Here is a 13,587-nt window from a genome sequence, read left to right as displayed (position 1 = left end):
CACGTGGCAGGGGCGGGTTTCGGGGAACGAGCCTAATGGGCTCGCGCACGTCCGACAGGGGGTGCCGTGGGGTGCGATCGCCCGTGAGCTGACAGACTGTCGACCAAAGACAGTCCGGAGAACAGAGTTACGTCGCAACGACCACGGAGGCAGCGCGGTGTCGGATACGTCGAGAACGTCGGATACCAGGACTCCGGCGCAGATCGAGGCGGACATCAAACGCCGCCGGGAAGTCCTCGCGGAGACGCTGGACGAGATCGGTGTGCGAGTCCATCCCAAGACCATCGTCGGGGACGCCAAGGCCAAGGCCGTCTCCCACATCGACCACACGCTGGGCCGTGCCTACATCAGCGTGAACCGGGTCGTGGGTGACGTGCGGGGGCAGTTCGTCACGGAGGAGGGTGCGCCCCGGCTGGAGCGCATCGTGCCGGTGGCGCTGCTCGCGGTGGGGCTGGTGGGTCTGCTCACGCTGACCCCGCGGCGTCGCAGGCGCTGACCCGATGGCGTACGGAAGCGGCCGGGGCGGGTAGGTTCGGGGCGTGAGCGAGAAGACCCATCACGACGACAAGCTGCCCATCCGGATGCTGCACGACCGCGTGCTCGTGCGGCAGGACGCCGCGGAGGGCGAACGCCGCTCGGGCGGCGGCATCCTGATCCCCGCGACCGCGGCCGTCGGCCGACGCCTCGCCTGGGCGGAGGTCGTGGCGGTGGGGCAGAACGTACGGACCGTGGAGCCGGGCGACCGGGTCCTCTACGACCCCGAGGACCGTGCCGAGGTCGAGGTGCGGGGCACCGCCTACGTGCTGATGCGCGAGCGGGACCTGCACGCGGTGGCCGCGGACCGCTTCGAGGGGTCCGAGGACTCGACCGGGCTGTATCTGTAGGCAGGTGCCGCAAGGGGCCGGTGACCGTTGTCACCGGCCCCTTCGGCGTTCCTTTGCTACGTTGGTGGGACCCCGACGAGACGCGCCGTACCGGGATCCGCAAAGACGACGCACCCCCTGTTGACCCATTGACGGAGGTGCCTGTCATGGCCTGGATCCTGTTGCTCGTCGCCGGTCTGCTCGAAGTGGCCTGGTCGGTCGGGATGAAGTACACGGACGGTTTCACCCGGCTGGTGCCGAGCGTCCTGACCGGTGCGGGGATCGTCGCGAGCATGCTGCTGCTGTCGTACGCGGCCAGGTCGCTGCCGATCGGTACGGCGTACGGCGTGTGGGTGGGGATCGGGGCCGCGGGTGCGGCGGTGCTCGGCATGGTGGTGCTGGGGGAGCCGGTGACCGCGGCCCGGATCTTCTTCGTCTGTCTGCTGCTGGTGGCCGTGGTGGGGCTGAAGGCGACCTCGGGTCACTGAGGCCGCCTTCACCGCCGCCGGGGCGCTACGGGCGTCTTGTGGTGGGTTCGCTGAACAGTCCGGCGGCCGTGCCCGCGGCGTCTCCGCCGTCCGTCGAGCCGCCGGTGTCCGTGGTGCCGCCGTCCGTCGTGCCTCCGGTGTCCGTGCCGCCGCCGTCGGTCGCCCCGCCGTCCGTGGTGCCGCCGTCCGTCGCCCCGCCGTCGGTGGCGGTGCCGCCGGTGGTGGGGGTGCCGCCGGTCGTGCCGCCCGTGCCAGGGGTGCCGCCGGTCTCCGTGCCGCCGGTGGTGGGGGAGGCGCCCGTGGTGCCGCCGGTGTCCTGGCCGCCGGTGCCGGGGGTCTGGCCGGTGGGGCCGGTGGAGGGCGACTGGGGCTCCTCCGCGCCCGCCTCCAGCTCCAGGTCGAAGTCCTTGACCGGGCTGCTCGCGAGGGCGGTGCGCGTGTACTGGGCCCAGATCTGCGTCGGGTAGCCGCCGCCGTTGATGCGGGCCTGGCCGAGCGCGCCGTACAGCGGCTTGTGCTCGCCGGTCTCGGGGTCCTGGCCCATCACGGAGACGACGGTGGCGAGCTCGGGTGTGTAGCCGGCGAACCAGGCGGCCTGGTCGTTCTCGGCGGTGCCGGTCTTGCCCGCGGCGGGGCGGCCCGCGGCCTGGGCGGCGGTGGCGGTGCCGCCCTCGACGACGCTCTGCAGGACCGACGTGGTGGTGTCGGCGGCCTCGCGGTCGACGGCCTGCCGGGTGCCGCGTCCGGGCAGCTGCACGTCCTCGGCGCCGTCCTTGGTGATGTCCTCGACGAGGGTGTACGTGCCGTGCCTGCCGTGGTTGGCGAGGGTCGCGTAGGCCTGAGCCATGTCCAGGACGCTGGCGGTGGCCGGGCCGAGGGCGATGGACGGGGTGGCGCTCAGGTCGGGGGTGCTCGCCGGGATGCCGAGGGCGACGGCCGTGTCCTTGACCTTCTCCGGGCCGACGTCGACCGCCATCTGGGCGTACACCGCGTTGACCGACTTGTCGGTGGCGGTGCGCACGGTGATGGGGCCGTAGGAGACGTTGTCCTCGTTCTCGGGGGCGTAGGAGCCGCCGCTCCAGCCCTGGACGGGCCGCTTGTCGGTGCCGTCGTAGACGGTGTTGGGGGTGATCGTGCGGCCGTCCTGCGTGGTCGAGCCGTTCTGCACGGCGGACGTGAAGACGAACGGCTTGAAGGTGGAGCCGACCTGGTAGTCGCGGCGGGTGGCGTTGTTGACGTACTGCTTGGTGTAGTCGATGCCGCCGTACATGGCGACGACCTTGCCGTTCTGCGGGTTGATGGAGACGCCGCCCGCGCGGACGTAGGTGTCGACCTTGCGGTTCTTCTTGTCGAGGCGGTCCATGACCTGGTCGTCGACGGCCTTGACGAAGGCGTTCTGCTTGTTCTTCTGGATGGTGGTGGTGATGCGGTAGCCGCCGGTGGCGAGGGTGTCCTCGTCGATGATCTTGTTGCTCGTGAGGTAGTCGCGTACGGCCTGGACGAGGTAGCCGCGCTGTCCGGACATCCCGGCCGAGCCCTTGGCCTCCTTGGGCGCCGGGAACGTGACGTCGACGCGGGCGGACTGGCTGAGCCAGTCCTTCTTGACCATGCCGTCGAGGACGTAGTTCCAGCGGGCCAGGGCCGCGGACTTGTTCTCGGGGTGGGCGATCACGTCGTACTCGCTGGGCGCGTTCAGGAGCGCGGCGAGGTAGGCGCCCTGCCCGACGGTGAGGTCCTGGGCGTCGACGCCGTAGTACGCCTGGGCGGCGGCCTGGATGCCGTAGGCGTTGCGGCCGAAGTAGCTGGTGTTGAGGTAGCCCTCGAGGATGTCGTCCTTGCTCTTCTCGCGGTCGAGCTTGATGGAGATGAAGAACTCCTTCACCTTCCGGGAGACGGTCTGCTCCTGGCCCAGGTAGTAGTTCTTCACGTACTGCTGGGTGATCGTCGAGCCGGACTGCCTGCCCTTGCCGGTGACGGTGTTCCAGCCGGCGCGGACCATCGCCTTGGGGTCGACGGCCGACTCGGTGTAGAAGTCCCGGTCCTCGGCGGCCAGTACCGCGTGCTGGGTGCCCTTGGCGATCTGGGCGAGGGTCACGTTCTCGCGGTTGACCTCGCCGTCGCGGGCGAGCTGGCTGCCGTCCGCGTACAGGTACACGTTGCTCTGCTTGACGGCGGCGGCGTTCGCGGGCGGGATCTTGACCAGGTAGTAGCCGAGCGCGAAGAGGCCGACGAGGAGCAGGATCAGGCCGACGAAGGTGCCGAGCACCATCCGCCAGGTGGGGACGAGCCGCCTCCAGCCGGTGCGCCGGGGCCGCTTCTTCTTGCCCGCCGGGCCCGCCGAAGCCGCCGGGTCCGACGGGTCCGACGGAGCCTGCGCGGGCTCGTCGGGCGCCCGGCCCTTGTTGCTGTCCTGCGGCTGCGGCTCGTCGCTCATCTCGGTGCCGGACTCCTGTTTCGCGTCGTACTGACCCGTACGACCTCGTACGTCTTCTGCGTCCCCTCTTGAAGACTCTCGCACCGGGCGTTCCGTTCCCCGATCCCGCAACGTGTCGCGACGGAAAAATGCGTGGCACGCCGCGCCACCTGCGGGCTAGGGTCTGTCGTTTGGATCAGGCCGGCCGTGACAGAGGTTTCGTTCTGGCCGGCCCGAGCGGGGTCTGGTGCGTGCAGCTGCAAGGCGGAGGAGGGAGTCGAAGCGGAGCTTCGGCGACCGACGACAACGCCGCAGATGTGCGTGCCAGACCCCGCGACACCGGCCTGATCCAAGCGACAGGCCCTAGGCTCGTGCGCTTTGGCCCGGAGCGGCGAAGGGGGCTGGGCTCGTGGGGACAGCGCGGTTGTACGCGGCCGTCGCGGTGAGCGGGTTCCGCCGGTACGCGACGTACCGGACGGCGACGGCGGCGGGCGTGTTCACCAACACCGTGTTCGGGCTGATCCTGGCGTACACGTATCTGGCGCTGTGGCACGAGAGGCCGCACCTCGGGGGGTACGACCAGGCGCAGGCGCTGACGTACGTGTGGCTGGGGCAGGCGATGCTGATGGTGGTCGCGGTGATGGGCGGCGGTTTCGAGGACGAGCTGATCGAGCGGATCCGCACCGGCGACATCGCGATCGACCTGTACCGGCCGGTGGATCTTCAGGCGTGGTGGCTGGCCGCGGACGCGGGGCGGGCGCTGTTCCACCTGCTGGGCCGGGGGGTGGTGCCGATGGTGTTCGGCGCGTTCGTCTTCGATTTGGCGCTGCCCGCCGATCCGCTGGCGTGGCTGGCGTTCCTGGTCGCGGTGGCGCTCGGGGTGGTGGTGAGTTTCGCGATCCGTTTCCTGGTGGCGTTGTCGGCGTTCTGGCTGCTGGACGGGGCGGGGGTGGCGCAACTGGCGTTCCTGGCGGGGATCTTCTGCTCGGGCATGCTGCTGCCGCTGAACGTGTTCCCGGGGGTGCTGGGCGAGGTGGTGCGCGCGCTGCCGTGGGCGTCGCTGATCCAGGCGCCGGTGGACGTCCTGCTCGGCCGGGCCGAGCCGCTGTCCACGTACGCGTTCCAGGCGGCGTGGGCGGTGGGGCTGCTGGCGGCCGGGCGGCTGCTGCAGGGCGCGGCGACCCGGCGGGTGGTGGTGCAGGGTGGCTGACGGCGGCGCGTACGCGGGCGGCGGGTACGGGCGGGTGCGGGAGGCCCTGCGCGCGTACCGCATGATCGCGGCGATGTGGATCCGCTCCACGATGGCGTACCGGGCGTCGTTCGCGATGACGGCGTTCGGGAACTTCGCGGCGACCGCGCTGGACTTCGCGGCGATCCTGCTGATGTTCTCGCAGGTGGACCGGCTGGGCGGCTACTCGCTGCCCGAGGTGGCGTTCCTCTACGGGCTGTCGGGGGCGGCGTTCGGGCTGGCGGACCTGGCGATGGGGTCGATGGACCGGCTGGGGCGGCGGGTGCGCGACGGCACGCTGGACACGCTGCTGGTGCGTCCGGTGCCGGTGCTGGCGCAGGTCGCCGCGGACCGTTTCGCGCTGCGCCGGCTGGGCCGGATCACGCAGGGGCTGCTGGTCCTCGGCTGGGCCGTCGCCGCTCTCGACATCGCGTGGAGTCCGCTGAAGGTGCTGCTGATCCCGGTGACGCTGCTCAGCGGGGGTGCGATCTTCGCGGCGGTGTTCGTGGCGGGCGCGGCGTTCCAGTTCGTGGCGCAGGACGCCTCCGAGGTGCAGAACTCCTTCACGTACGGCGGCAACACGCTGCTGCAGTACCCGCCGACCGTCTTCGCGAAGGACCTGGTGCGCGGGGTGACCTTCGTGCTGCCGCTGGCCTTCGTCAACTGGCTGCCCGCGCTGTACGTGCTGGGGCGGCCCTATCCGCTGGATCTGCCGGCCTGGGTGGCCTTCACGCCGCCGCTGGTGGCGGCGGGCTGCTGCGCGCTGGCGGGTCTGGCCTGGCGCGTGGGACTGCGTTCCTACCGGAGTACAGGGAGTTAGCGGACATGGACCGTCACAGCGTCGCCCCGGACGGGGGGCCGGCCGTCGCGGCCGGCGGACCGGCCGCGGCCGGGCAGGGCTTCATCGAACTCGACGGTGTCGAGAAGGTCTTCGAGGTACGCAGGAGGACCGGGTTCCTGCGGGGCGAGCGCCGGCAGGTGCGGGCGGTGGACGGCCTCTCGTTCACCGTGGCGCGCGGGGAGATGGTGGGCTACATCGGCCCGAACGGCGCGGGGAAGTCGACGACCATCAAGATGCTGACGGGGATCCTCACGCCCAGCGGGGGCCGGCTGCGGGTGGCGGGGATCGATCCCTCGCGCGAGCGGACCCGGCTGGCGCAGCGGATCGGTGTCGTCTTCGGGCAGCGCACGACGCTGTGGTGGGACCTCCCGCTGATCGACTCCTACCGGCTGATGCACCGCATGTACCGCATCCCCGACGGCCGTTACCGGGAGAACCTCGACCGGTGTGTCGAACTCCTTGAGCTGGCACCGCTGTTGGACGTGCCGGTGCGGCAGCTGTCGCTGGGGCAGCGGATGCGCGGGGACATCGCGGCGGCGCTGCTGCACGACCCGGAGGTGCTGTACCTGGACGAGCCGACGATCGGCCTGGACGTGGTCTCCAAGGCCAAGGTCCGTGGTTTCCTGCGGGACTTGAACGCGGACCGGGGCACGACGGTGCTGCTCACCACGCACGACCTCACCGACATCGAGCAGCTGTGCCGGCGGGTGATGGTCATCGACCACGGGCGGCTGATGTACGACGGTGCGTTGGCCGGGCTGCACGAGGTGGCGGAGGCGGAGCGGACGCTGGTGGTGGACCTGGAGCGTGAAATGCCGCCCGTCCAGGTGGAGTCGGCGCGGGTGGTGCGGGTGGAGGGGCCGCGGCAGTGGCTCGCCTTCCCGGCCGCGCGGTCGGCGGCTCCGTTGGTGGCGCGGATCGCCGCGGAGTATCCGCTGGTGGATCTGTCGGTCCGCGAGCCCGACATCGAGGCGGTCATCGCGAAGATGTACGCGGAGAGGGCGAACTCGTAGGCTGCTCGGCATGACGGACGAACTCCCCGGGCTCCGGGCCTCCGACGCCGATCGTGAACGAGTCGCCGAGCAGCTGCGGGACGCGCTGGCCGAAGGCCGCCTCGACATGGAGGAGTTCGAGGAACGTTTGGAGGCGACGTACCGGGCCCGTACGTACGGTGAGCTGGCGCCGATCACCCGTGATCTGCCGGGCGCGGACGCCGTCGCGCCGGTGTTCCCGGCCGGTGTGCCCGCGGAGCGCGGCGGCTGGCGGGAGCGGATCGTCGGCGGTGAGGGCTCGTCGTCCTGGGGTGTCGCCGTGCTGTCGGGGTTCGAGCGCAAGGGGCGCTGGACCGTGCCGCGGCGCTTCACGGCGTTCACGTTCATGGGCGGTGGTGATCTCGACCTGCGCGAGGCGAACTTCGCGGAGCGTGAGGTCGTCGTCCACTGTGTCGCGGTCATGGGCGGCGTGAACATCCTGGTGCCGCCGGGCGTCGAGGTCGTCGTGCGCGGTGTCGGTGTGATGGGCGGTTTCGACCACCGCGAGGACGGTGTGCCGGGTGACCCCGGGGCGCCGCGCGTGGTCGTCACCGGGTTCGCCTTCTGGGGCGGGGTGGGGGTGGAGCGCAAGCTGACGAAGGCGGAGCGGCTGCGTCTGAAGGAGGAGCGCCGGCGGCTCAAGCTGGAGCGCAAGGCGGCCCGCAAGGAACTCCAGGGCTCCGCCGGGCCGGACCTCGACGACCACGACGGCGAGGACGGCTTCGACGAGTCCGACGACCGGGACGGCTCGCGACGCGGGTCTTTGACAGAGCGTCAGGAGCGCCGGGAGCGGCACGCGGAGCGCCGGGAGGCGCGGCGCGAGGACCGTGGCCGGCGGTGGCACGGGGGCCACTGACCGGCGGCGCCGGGACGGCCGTCCCGGCGCCGGGGCCCGTCAGAGCTCGGCCGGGGCCGCGCCCTTCAGGTCGCCCAGGTCGAAGGAGTCGGCCATCTCGCGGTAGCCCTTGTCGCTCGGGTGCAGGTGGTCGCCCGAGTCGTAGTCGGAGCGCAGCCGGCGCGGGTTGTACGGGTCGCGCAGCGCCTTGTCGAAGTCGACGACGTCGTCGTACACCCGGCCCGAGCGGATCTCCGCGTTGACGGCCTGGCGTACGGCCTCGCGGTCGTCGCTGTAGCCGCGGTGCCCCTGGAAGGGCATCAGGGTGGCGCCGACGACGCGCAGTCCGCGGGCGTGGGCCTGCGCGACGAGCTTGCGCAGTCCGCCGACGATCAGGCGGGGGTCGGCCTGGTTCGGGTTGCGCAGGATGTCGTTGACGCCGAGGTCGACGACGACGGCCCTGACGTTCGTGCGGCCGAGGACGTCGCGCTGGAAGCGGGAGAGGCCGCTCGGGTTGTCGGCGGGGCGGCCGAGGCCGGAGGCCAGGACCTGATTGCCGCTGATGCCCTGGTTGACGACGCTGTAGCGGGGCACGTCGCCGGAGCCGGCGGCTTCGCGCAGGCGGGCCGAAAGGGCGTCCGTCCAGCGGCGGTTGGCGCCCACGGTGGAGGTGACGCCGTCGGTCAGCGAGTCGCCGATCACGACGACCGTGCCGTCCGACTCGTTGCTCAGCACGTCCAGGGCGGTCAGGTAGCGCCAGTACGGGGTCTGCCCGGTGTACGCGGTGCCGGTGACGTCCTCGGTGCGGTCGCCCTCGGCGGTGTACGAGATCTGCCGGGCCTGCGGGTGGTAGGTGACCGGGCCCGACGGGGTGGGCGAGAACGTCGTCACGAGGACGTCGCCGCCGCGCGGGACGGTGACCCGGACGGCGTCGCTCATGACCTGCCGCCCGGCCGGGATGATCACCGAGGCGTTCCCGGCGAAGGTGAGCCGGCGCATGGTGTCGGCGGCGGCCGCCGCGTCGTGCGGGGCGGCGGCGACGGCGAGGGTGGCGTGCGTGATGCTGAGCGGCTGCTGCCCGTAGAGATTGGACAGCGTGACGCGGGCACTCGTACCCCCGACACCGGCGTGCACGACGTTGCGCACGGAGCGGCCCGCCATGCCGTTCGTCTCGGTGCCCGGCTCCGCGCCGGCCGGGGAGGCCGACCAGGAGCCGACCCAGGTGCCGGTGGACGCCGGGGCGGCGGAGTTGTGCGGGGTGCGGCCGCTCGCCAGATCGGTCTCGGCGCCGCCCTCGTCGGTGGAGACACCGACGTGTATGGCGGCGGAGAACGTCATGATCACGGCGATGATCGCGGCGAGCAGGGCGCCGTGTCGTGCGGGGGACACCCCCGCACCCCCGACGTGACGCTTGGTCATGCGGTGCGTGTCTCCTCGGACGACGGGAGCCCGAGGCTCCGATGTGATGACCCCATGATGCGGCATGGGGAAGAAGAACTCCGAAAGACCCCTGTGGTCCCCGGTTGAACTCCCGTCCGGACAGACGCCGGGAACTCCTGTTCCGTTCCATGAGTCGGTCAGGAAGGGACAATGTGTACGAGGTCACCGAGCGGGTGGAGCGGATGGAACGTACGAAAGCGGAAGAAACAGGTGCCGAGGGGCAGCATGCCCGGCCGGGTGCCCCCGGGAACCGTCCGGCCGCGGGCCCGTCCGGGCGGGCCATGAACACGTTCAGCCCCGCCGACGAGGAGAAGCGCCGCGGGGTGCGCCGGATGAAGATCACGGCGACCGGCCTGCTGCTCTTCGTCGCCCTCGTGTACGTCCTCGCCAAGTGGGCGTCCCACCAGGGCGCGGGCGCCTGGGCGGAGTACGTGGCCGCCGCCGCGGAGGCCGGCATGGTCGGCGCGCTCGCCGACTGGTTCGCGGTCACGGCCCTCTTCCGTCACCCGCTCGGCCTGCCGATCCCGCACACGGCGATCATCCCGAACAAGAAGGACCAGCTCGGCGTCTCCCTGGGCGAGTTCGTCGGGGAGAACTTCCTCTCCGAGGAGGTCGTACGCCAGCGGCTGCGCGCCGTCGGCATCGGCAGCCGGCTCGGCGCCTGGCTCGCCGAACCGGAGCACGCCGACCGCGTCACCGCCGAACTCGCCACCGCGCTGCGCGGGGCGCTGACCGTGCTGCGCGACTCCGACGTCCAGGCGGTCGTCGGCGAGGCCATCACCCGGCGCGCCGACGCCCAGGAGATCGCCCCCGGCATCGGCAAGATGCTGGAGCGGGTCGTCGCCGACGGCGGCCACCACCGGGTCGTGGACCTGGTCTGCGTGCGCGCCCACGACTGGCTGGTGCTGCACGGCGACTCGGTGATGGACGCCGTGCAGGGCGGCGCCCCCGGCTGGACCCCGCGGTTCGTCGACAGGAAGGTCGGCGAGCGGGTCTACAAGGAACTGCTCCGCTTCGTCACCGAGATGCGCGACGCGCCCTCGCACCCGGCCCGCGGCGCCCTCGACCGCTTCCTCACCGACTTCGCCTCCGACCTCCAGTCCGACACCGACACCCGGGCCCGCGTGGAGCGCCTCAAGGGCGAGGTGCTCGGCCGCGGCGAGGTCCAGGACCTGATCGCGTCCGCCTGGACGGCCGTACGCGCCATGATCGTCTCAGCCGCCGAGGACGAGCGCAGCGAACTGCGCCTGCGGGTCAGGGCCTCGCTGCTCTCGCTGGGCGCCCGCATGGCCACCGAGCCCAAGCTCCAGGGCAAGGTCGACGGCTGGGTCGAGGGGGCCGCGGTGTACGTGGTGACGACCTACCGTACGGAGATCACCTCCCTGATCACCGACACCGTGGCCGGCTGGGATGCCGAGCACACCACCCGGAAGATCGAGGCCCACATCGGCCGCGACCTGCAGTTCATCCGGATCAACGGCACGGTGGTCGGCTCGCTGGCCGGACTGCTCATCTACGTGGTGTCCCGCGCCCTGGGGGCCTGAGACGACGTGCCCGGACGGGCGGGGCGGGGAGCCCACGCGGGTACCCCGGGCGCCCGCCCCGGCGGGCGTGAGAAGCGCAGACCAGGGCACTCTGAACTGGGTCACCCCCGGGGTCACTCAACGAAGAGGGAGCCATGACAGCATCAGCGACGCCGGCCTCAGTGCCCGGCTCCACGGGAACCGTCACGACCGCGGTACCGGCCCGCCTGGACCGGCTGCCGTGGTCACGCTGGCACTGGATGATCGTGATCGGCCTCGGCACCGTCTGGATCCTGGACGGCCTGGAGGTCACCACCGTCGGCAACATCGCCGGCCGCCTCTCCGAGGACGGCAGCGGACTGGCCATCACCTCGGCGCAGGTCACCGGCATCGCGGCGGCGCTCTATGTGGCGGGTGCCTGCGCGGGCGCGCTGTTCTTCGGCTGGCTGACCGACCGGTTCGGCCGCAAGAAGCTGTTCATGATCACGCTCGCCGTGTATCTCGCCGCGACCGCGCTGACCGCCGTGTCCTTCTCCCCGTGGTGGTTCTTCACCTTCCGCTTCCTCACCGGTTTCGGCATCGGAGGCGAGTACGCGGCCATCAACTCCGCGATCGACGAGCTGATCCCCTCCAAGTACCGCGGCCGTGTCGACCTCATCATCAACGGCAGCTACTGGCTCGGCGCGATCGGCGGAGCCCTGCTCTCCATCGTCATGCTGAACACGGACATCTTCCCGAAGAACGTCGGCTGGCGGCTCACCTTCGCCCTCGGCGTCGTCCTCGGACTGGTGATCCTGCTGGTCAGGCGACACGTGCCGGAGAGCCCGCGCTGGCAGTTCATCCACGGCAAGGGTGAGGACGCCGACGCTCTCGTCACCTCCGTCGAACGCGAGATCGAGGAGGAGAAGGGGCAGCCGCTCCCGGCGCCGGACCGCGAGATCACCATCGAGCAGCGCAAGAGCATCGGCTTCGGCCTCATCGCCAAGACCGTCTTCGGCCGCTACCCCAAGCGGGCCACGCTCGGACTCGCCCTCTTCATCGGCCAGGCGTTCCTCTACAACGCGATCACCTTCGGCTTCGGCGCCATCCTCACCAAGTTCTTCGACGTGCCCACCGGCAAGACCGGCTACTACTTCGCGGTCATCGCGGCCGGCAACTTCCTCGGCCCGCTGCTGCTCGGCAAGCTCTTCGACACCGTCGGCCGGCGCATCATGATCTCCTCGACGTACCTGATCTCCGGCATCCTCCTCTTCGGCACGGCCTGGCTCTTCGACCAGGGCTCGCTGGACGCGGTGACGATGACGGCCTGCTGGTGCGCGGTGCTGTTCTTCGCGTCGGCGGGTGCCTCCAGCGCGTACCTGACGGTCTCCGAGGTCTTCCCGATGGAGACCCGGGCCATGGCCATCGCCTTCTTCTACGCCCTCGGCACCGCCGCCGGCGGCATCAGCGGTCCGCTCGTCTTCGCGGACCTCACCGAGTCCGGCGTGGTCGGCGACACGGTGCTCGCCTTCCAGATCGGCGCGAGCCTGATGTGCGCGGCGGGGCTGGTCGCCGCGTTCCTGGCGGTGAACGCCGAGCGCCGGTCGCTGGAGGACATCGCCACACCCCTGTCGGCGACGGAGAACAAGCCGGCGTCCGACACCTCTTCGGCACCGGCGACCTGATCGCAGGCCGGGTCTGACCCCGGTTTTCCGGTCCCGGTCTGGTTACGGCCCCGGCGTCCTGTGGGCGCCGGGGCCGGTGTGTGTGGGGGCCCGGTGCGCTGCGGGGGCGGGTGAGCGCGGCCTCCGATGCCATGCGGGGCGTACCGGGGAAGGGAACCTGAGTACGCGTACTCTGTCGGACCGTTTCCTTCCGGCGGAACCTCGTACGCATGACCGAGAAGCTGTTGAGCCCCTTGCGAACGCGCCCCTGGCCGGAACGCTGGCTGACGCGCGTGCTCGGCGCCGCCCTCTCCGGGACGGCGTATCTCCTGTGCCTGCCCTGGGATCTGCGCGACCGCGTGCGGATACCGGGCGCCTTTGACGAGACCACCCCGGTGCCGGGCGCCGGTGTCCTGCTGCTCGCCGCGGCACTGCTCCTCCTGGCGGCCTACTTCGGCCACCGCGACGCCCTAGCCTGGCCGCTGCTGCTGGTCGCCGTGCCCCCGGCGGCGCTCATGCACCTCTCCCTGCGCACGCACCCGGGCCCGCCGGACGGGTTCTCGCACGCGTGGCCGCTGGTGTGGGCGTTCCACACGCTCGTGATCGCCACCGGGGTACTCGTGGCGGCGGCGGTGGCCCGGCAGTTCAGGGACGAACCGCAGGACGACGAAGCGGTGTTCGCCCACACCTGTGACGCGTGAGGAGTGACTGAGGACTCCGGACGGCCGGTTCGGGGCGCCCGATGCGTGAACTCCCGGCTCACTGACCGTAGAAGTACGCGGCGCCCTTCTCGATGAAGTGCGAGGCGTAGACGCGGCCGAGGGCGGGCTTGCCGCGGTAGGTGCCCACGTACTGGCGGGCGCTGTCGACCACCACGGGCCGGGTCATGACGGCGAACTTCAGGCGCTGCTGCTGCTCCGCCCACTGCACGGCCGCCGGGTCGACCCGCTCGCTGACCAGCACGGGGAACGCGCCGATCCCGTTCTGCAGGCCGACCGGCAGGCCGCCCTTGTTGTCCTTGGCGTACTTCATCACCTGGTCGGTGAAGCCCGAGATGGCCTCGACGGTTATCTCCGGGACGGCCGCCGCCACGGTGAACAGGTGCAGCCGCGTGGCCATCCAGCGCATACGGAAGTCCGCGCGGCGCCCGACGAGGACGGGCACCCCGGCCCAGTCCTCCCACCGGGTGCCGCATCCGTCGGCCGTCAACCGCTGTTCCAACGAGGCCAGGTAGGCCCTCGACGCCGAGTGTCCCGGCGGTCCCTGCTGTGCGTACATGAGC

The 13,587-nt window shown here is 71.4% G+C and carries 13 protein-coding genes and 1 riboswitch; of the genes, 10 read left to right on the top strand and 3 right to left on the bottom strand.

Annotated elements, in window-relative coordinates:
* Positions 1–157 precede the first annotated feature (157 nt).
* From ACFYQQ_RS08110 to ACFYQQ_RS08100, 3 genes are all read left to right on the top strand, one after another.
* Complete coding sequence (locus tag ACFYQQ_RS08110) at positions 158–496, top strand: DUF3618 domain-containing protein (protein ID WP_355780320.1); 339 nt, start codon at positions 158–160, stop codon at positions 494–496.
* A gap of 43 nt (positions 497–539) precedes the next feature.
* A complete protein-coding gene (locus ACFYQQ_RS08105) occupies positions 540–884 on the top strand; it encodes a co-chaperone GroES (protein ID WP_355780317.1) in 345 nt (114 codons plus the stop codon).
* A gap of 45 nt (positions 885–929) precedes the next feature.
* Positions 930–999: riboswitch (guanidine-III (ykkC-III) riboswitch) on the top strand.
* A gap of 31 nt (positions 1,000–1,030) precedes the next feature.
* Complete coding sequence (locus tag ACFYQQ_RS08100) at positions 1,031–1,351, top strand: SMR family transporter (protein ID WP_355780314.1); 321 nt, start codon at positions 1,031–1,033, stop codon at positions 1,349–1,351.
* A 25-nt stretch (positions 1,352–1,376) separates the two neighbouring features.
* Here ACFYQQ_RS08100 and ACFYQQ_RS08095 read toward each other — a convergent pair whose 3' ends face one another.
* On the bottom strand, positions 1,377–3,785 hold the full coding sequence (locus ACFYQQ_RS08095) for a transglycosylase domain-containing protein (protein ID WP_356237617.1): 2,409 nt from the start codon (positions 3,783–3,785) through the stop codon (positions 1,377–1,379).
* A 388-nt stretch (positions 3,786–4,173) separates the two neighbouring features.
* Here ACFYQQ_RS08095 and ACFYQQ_RS08090 point away from each other — a divergent pair, with 388 nt between their 5' ends.
* From ACFYQQ_RS08090 to ACFYQQ_RS08075, 4 genes are read left to right on the top strand one after another with little or no spacing between them, the layout of a single operon-like run.
* Complete coding sequence (locus ACFYQQ_RS08090; RefSeq protein WP_356176369.1) at positions 4,174–4,974, top strand: ABC-2 family transporter protein; 801 nt, start codon at positions 4,174–4,176, stop codon at positions 4,972–4,974.
* Positions 4,967–5,812 carry an ABC transporter permease gene (locus ACFYQQ_RS08085; protein ID WP_388903905.1) on the top strand — a complete coding sequence of 282 codons (846 nt, stop codon included), beginning with the start codon at positions 4,967–4,969 and terminating at the stop codon, positions 5,810–5,812. Before ACFYQQ_RS08090 ends, ACFYQQ_RS08085 begins: the two co-directional genes overlap by 8 nt.
* Positions 5,813–5,817: 5 nt before the next feature.
* Complete coding sequence (locus tag ACFYQQ_RS08080; RefSeq protein WP_355794337.1) at positions 5,818–6,846, top strand: ABC transporter ATP-binding protein; 1,029 nt, start codon at positions 5,818–5,820, stop codon at positions 6,844–6,846.
* Positions 6,847–6,856: 10 nt separating this feature from the next.
* Positions 6,857–7,720: a DUF1707 domain-containing protein gene (locus tag ACFYQQ_RS08075; RefSeq protein ID WP_388903903.1), complete on the top strand. Its 864-nt coding sequence runs from the start codon at positions 6,857–6,859 to the stop codon at positions 7,718–7,720.
* Between the two features lie 39 nt (positions 7,721–7,759).
* Here ACFYQQ_RS08075 and ACFYQQ_RS08070 read toward each other — a convergent pair whose 3' ends face one another.
* The gene (locus tag ACFYQQ_RS08070; protein WP_355779661.1) at positions 7,760–9,118 is read right to left on the bottom strand and encodes an SGNH/GDSL hydrolase family protein; all 1,359 of its coding nucleotides are present in this window, start codon (positions 9,116–9,118) and stop codon (positions 7,760–7,762) included.
* Between the two features lie 203 nt (positions 9,119–9,321).
* On the opposite strand from ACFYQQ_RS08070, the gene ACFYQQ_RS08065 reads away from it, so the two are divergent.
* The 3 genes from ACFYQQ_RS08065 to ACFYQQ_RS08055 all read left to right on the top strand — a co-directional run bounded on the left by ACFYQQ_RS08065 (position 9,322) and on the right by ACFYQQ_RS08055 (position 13,006).
* Positions 9,322–10,683, top strand: coding sequence for a DUF445 domain-containing protein (locus ACFYQQ_RS08065; RefSeq protein WP_388904015.1), 1,362 nt, complete (start codon positions 9,322–9,324; stop codon positions 10,681–10,683).
* 134 nt (positions 10,684–10,817) lie between these two features.
* Positions 10,818–12,326: an MFS transporter gene (locus ACFYQQ_RS08060; protein WP_355783602.1), complete on the top strand. Its 1,509-nt coding sequence runs from the start codon at positions 10,818–10,820 to the stop codon at positions 12,324–12,326.
* Positions 12,327–12,535: 209 nt separating this feature from the next.
* A complete protein-coding gene (locus tag ACFYQQ_RS08055; RefSeq protein WP_355783599.1) occupies positions 12,536–13,006 on the top strand; it encodes a hypothetical protein in 471 nt (156 codons plus the stop codon).
* Between the two features lie 58 nt (positions 13,007–13,064).
* Here ACFYQQ_RS08055 and ACFYQQ_RS08050 read toward each other — a convergent pair whose 3' ends face one another.
* The gene (locus ACFYQQ_RS08050) at positions 13,065–13,583 is read right to left on the bottom strand and encodes a levansucrase (protein WP_388903900.1); all 519 of its coding nucleotides are present in this window, start codon (positions 13,581–13,583) and stop codon (positions 13,065–13,067) included.
* Positions 13,584–13,587: the final 4 nt, after the last annotated feature.

The organism is Streptomyces sp. NPDC005496, from assembly GCF_042872045.1.
Taxonomy (GTDB): domain Bacteria; phylum Actinomycetota; class Actinomycetes; order Streptomycetales; family Streptomycetaceae; genus Streptomyces.
This window is presented reverse-complemented; position numbering and strand designations above follow the sequence as displayed.